The 3,851-nt window shown below is 70.4% G+C and carries 5 protein-coding genes; 3 read left to right on the top strand and 2 right to left on the bottom strand.

Annotation, left to right across the window (positions count from 1 at the left end; genetic code table 11):
• On the bottom strand, positions 1–984 hold a 984-nt coding region (locus tag VLK61_RS28410), incomplete at its 3' end, for a GAF domain-containing protein (protein ID WP_325426411.1).
• A 166-nt stretch (positions 985–1,150) separates the two neighbouring features.
• On the opposite strand from VLK61_RS28410, the gene VLK61_RS28405 reads away from it, so the two are divergent.
• Genes VLK61_RS28405 through VLK61_RS28395 form a run of 3 tightly spaced genes read left to right on the top strand, consistent with a single transcriptional unit; the run spans position 1,151 to position 3,502 of the window.
• Entirely contained in the window at positions 1,151–2,107 is a 957-nt protein-coding gene (locus tag VLK61_RS28405) for a DUF692 domain-containing protein (RefSeq protein ID WP_325426409.1), read from the top strand.
• Entirely contained in the window at positions 2,091–2,894 is an 804-nt protein-coding gene (locus VLK61_RS28400) for a DNA-binding domain-containing protein (protein ID WP_325426407.1), read from the top strand. The genes VLK61_RS28405 and VLK61_RS28400 overlap by 17 nt, the downstream gene beginning before the upstream one ends.
• Positions 2,891–3,502 carry a 6-phosphogluconolactonase gene (locus VLK61_RS28395; protein ID WP_325426405.1) on the top strand — a complete coding sequence of 204 codons (612 nt, stop codon included), beginning with the start codon at positions 2,891–2,893 and terminating at the stop codon, positions 3,500–3,502. Before VLK61_RS28400 ends, VLK61_RS28395 begins: the two co-directional genes overlap by 4 nt.
• On the opposite strand, the gene VLK61_RS28390 is transcribed toward VLK61_RS28395, so the two are convergent.
• On the bottom strand, positions 3,415–3,851 hold a 437-nt coding region (locus VLK61_RS28390; RefSeq protein WP_325426403.1), incomplete at its 5' end, for an adenylate/guanylate cyclase domain-containing protein. The two genes, VLK61_RS28395 and VLK61_RS28390, sit on opposite strands and share 88 nt — an antisense overlap.

Raw genomic sequence — 3,851 nt, 5'->3', positions numbered from 1 at the left:
CCGCTGCGCGTCGTACTGCACGATCACGTCGGTCTGGTGCTCCACCAGCAGCCGGTAGTTCGCTTCGCTGGCGCGCAGCACATCCTCGGCACGCTTGCGGCGCAGTTCGGCCGCGGCGCGGGAGACGAAGATCTGGAACAGTGGGTTGTTCAGCACGCCCTGATCGATGCGGCCCGAGGTCTCGAACGCGACGTGGCCGATCAACTGCTCGCCGCGGGTGTCGAAGATCGGTGCGCCGAGGTAGCTGTCCAGGCTTTGCCGCTCAGCCCAGGCATAGCGCTGCTGCAGGTCCTGGTCGACGCAGTAGACGCGGCCGTCGCGAATGGTCATCTCGCAGGGTGTGCCGCCCAGGTCGAACTCGAAATCGGGGCGGAACTCGGCATCGGACCAGAAGGCCAGCGTGCGCACGCGCGTGGTCGGGCGGTTCACACACTCGGCAATGAACGCGCGGCGGAAGCCGAAGGCCTCGGCCAGATTACGCATCAAGGTGCGAAAGAAGTCCTGCCCGGTCAGCGGCGCGGTGGCGCGGGCAATCCACTGCAGCATCTGGTCGTCGTCGCGCCGGTGCATCACCTGACGCAGGTTCAGCGCCAATGCGTCGCTGCGTCCCGGCGCGGATTGCCGCAGGCTGATCTCGACCGCGAGGCTGATGCCGCCGTCTTCGCCCGTCCCTTCCGCGCCATCCCCGCCCGGCGGTCCGGCACGCAGCGACACGGCACACTCCGCCGGTGCGCCGCCGGCGGCATCCGTCAGCGCGGCCTGCCAGGTGGGGAAGCCGTCGCGGTCGACCCAGCGCGCAAAGTCCTGGCTGATCAGTTTGGCCTGGGTCACGCCCAGCAGCGCCGCGAACGCAGCATTGGCCAAGGTGACGCGGCCGCGTGCATCGATCAGCGCAGCAGCGTGGTCCATGCCGTCGAGCAGCAAGGCCATCGCGTCGGCCGCCGATTCGGCGCGCGAGCCTGGGTCCACGGCTTCGAACTGCATGCCTTCGGCGCTTTCGGTGGGCGGGTGGGTGGGGGTGGGCCAGGCCGGCACAACGCCCGCATTGTTGTGGATGCGCGGGCGTGGCGGCTATCCGTAGTACCCGCGAAACGCCCCGTTCAGGCACGGATGGCGGTGCAGCGGCCGTCTGCCTACAGTGGCGCCTACGATGGCCACGCTGCTTTCCTCCTCCCGCTGCGGCATCGGCCTGCGCGCCGAACACTACCGCGACTTCCTGGCCCGCCGCCCGCCGGTGGGCCTGGTGGAGATGCACAGCGAGAACTGCTTCGGCGGCGGCCGCCACCTGGATGTGCTGCTGCAGGTGCGTGAGACGCATGCGGTCAGCCTGCACGGCGTCGGTCTGTCGCTCGGCTCGACCGACGCCTTGTCGGCACCGCACCTGAAGGCGCTCAAGGCCCTGGTCGACCGCGTGCAGCCGGCACTGGTGTCCGAGCACTTCAGCTTCAGCTCGTTTGGCGGCATCCACAGCCACGACCTGCTGCCGCTGCCGAACACGCGCGAGGTGCTCGACCACGTGGCGGCGCGCGTCATGCAGGTGCAGGACGTGCTGGGCCGCCCGCTGCTGCTGGAGAACATCTCGGCCTACCTGCGCTGGCGCGACGACGAGATCGGTGAGCCCGAGCTACTGGCCACCTTGGCGCGGCGTACGGGTTGTGGATTGCTGCTGGATCTGAACAACCTGGTCGTCAACGCCGGCAATCACGGCGAAGACCCGCTAGTCTGGCTGCAAGCCTTGCCGGCCGACGCGGTGCAGGAGTACCACCTGGCCGGCCATGTGCGCAACACCGTGACGGCAGAAGACGGCACGCCGGTGGACCTGTTGATCGACACCCACAGCCGACCAGTGGGCGATGCGGTGTGGGCGCTGTACGCCGGGGCCTTGCGCACGATCGGTCCGCGACCCACGCTCGTCGAATGGGACAGCGAACTGCCGCCGCTGCAGGTGCTGCTCGACGAGGCCGCACGAGCCGACGCGCAGGTGGCTGCGTACCTGGCCGGGCAAGCGGCTGGACAGGTGGCCACGCCGATGGCCACACCGCTGGTCATGTCTTGCGCAGACATCCGCGCTGCCACCACGGAGCCCGCCAATGCCTGCACTGCATGAGCTGCAAGCCGGCGTGATGGACGCGCTGTTCGGGCGCCAGCATGCGCTGGAGCCGCTGATACGCCGCACCCCTACCGTCTCGATAGCCGCCGGCCGCCGGCTCGAGGTGTACCGCAACAACCTGCGGCAGGTGCTGGGTGGGGCGTTGGCCGCCGTCTACCCCACGGTGCACGAACTGGTCGGTGAGGCCTTCTTCCGCGGGCTGGCACGGCACTACCTGGCGCAGCACCCGTCGCGATCGGGCAACCTGCATGCCTTCGGCGAACATCTGCCGGGCTTCCTGGCGAACTTCGAGCCGGCTGCCACGCTGCCTTACCTGGCCGATGTGGCCCGGCTGGACTGGGCCTGGCACGCCGTTTTCCACGCGCCAGAGGCAATGGCCGTGGATCCGGCGCAGGCGCTGGCCGTGTTGGCCGCAGCGCCCGACGCCGAGCGCGCCGCGGCCCGGCTGCCGTGGCCGGACACGGCGCGCCTGCTGGCGTCGTGCCATCCGGTGTTCGATCTCTGGCGGTGGCACCAACTGCCGGCTGAATCACGCGGGCCGCTGTGCGCCAGCAGCGCCGGCCAGGCGTTGCTGGTGCTGCGCAGCGACGGCCAGGTGCGCGTGATGCCGTTGACAGCCGGCGAGCACGAGCTGCTGCAGGCCTTGGCGGCCGGCGCCACGCTGGGGGCCGCCGCCGCCTCGGCGCTGGCACTCGACCCGGCCCTGGACCTGGCCGCGTTGTTGGCACGTTACCTTGCCGTCGGCGCGCTGGGCATTCCGCAATGGACAATGGCAGGACAATGACTCCCCTGGACGCGGCGCGCGCACTGGCCGAAGCGGCCATGGCCTGCCTGGCGCTGCGCCCGGTGTGCCGCGTTGCGCTGTGCGGCGGGCCCCAACTGGCCGCGCTGATCGACGCCCTGCGTGCACTGCCCGCGTGCCGTCGGCTCGACTGGCCCAACGTCTATGTCTTCGCCACCGATGAAAGCTGGGATGCCGTTGCCATGCACCAGCTGGCCGCGCTCCCGCTGCCGCGCGCCAACCTCGTGCGGCCGCGTGTCGCAGGCATCGGCCGGCTCGAAGCCGCGAGAGATTACGAACAGGCGTTGCGCGCGCACTTCAGCCTGTCGACCAGCGGCATGCCCGCCTTCGACATCCTGGTGCATGAACGCAGCGATGCACCGGCAGGCACCGCACCCCTGGCCGCGGCCGAGATCGGCCGGCTCGTCGCCGTGAACCCGCGCGGCTTGCCCGGCATCACGCTGTCTCCCAGCGTGGTGGCCGCGTGCCGCGTGCGCATCGAACTCGGGCCGCTGCCGCCGGTTCAAACGCTGCCCAGCACCACCACGTCCATCGGATCACCCACCCCCGCCACGCTGCGCCCCGCACGAACGGCCTTCTCACCGCGGTAGCCTTGCTGGCGCGCCAGCGCATAGGCAGCGCCGCTGGCGAGTGCACGCGTGCCTTCGGCCTTGTTGTGCTTCTCGAGCTTGGCAGCCAGATTGACCGCATCGCCGATCACCGTGTATTCAAGCCGCTGCTCGTCGCCGATGATGCCGAACAGCACCGGCCCGGTCGCCAGGCCGCCGCCCACATCGGGCGCCGCCCGTCCGGCGGCTTGGCGTTGTGCGCGCCAGCCATCCACCGCCGCGAGGATGTCGTCGACCGCGCGCAAGCCGTTCGCCGCAGCGGCGGCGTCCGGCACCACCGCGCCAAAGCTGGCGAGGATGCCGTCGCCCATGAACTTGTCGATGCTGCCGC

The sequence above is a fragment of the Aquabacterium sp. genome (assembly GCF_035476535.1).
Taxonomy (GTDB): Bacteria; Pseudomonadota; Gammaproteobacteria; order Burkholderiales; family Burkholderiaceae_C; genus Pseudaquabacterium.
This window is presented reverse-complemented; position numbering and strand designations above follow the sequence as displayed.

What these genes read in the sequence shown, in the direction of transcription:
- VLK61_RS28405 (WP_325426409.1), top strand. Translation starts at nt 1,151, where the DNA reads ATGGCCACGCTGCTTTCCTCCTCCCGCTGCGGCATCGGCCTGCGCGCC.
- VLK61_RS28400 (WP_325426407.1), top strand. Translation starts at nt 2,091, where the DNA reads ATGCCTGCACTGCATGAGCTGCAAGCCGGCGTGATGGACGCGCTGTTC.
- VLK61_RS28395 (WP_325426405.1), top strand. Translation starts at nt 2,891, where the DNA reads ATGACTCCCCTGGACGCGGCGCGCGCACTGGCCGAAGCGGCCATGGCC.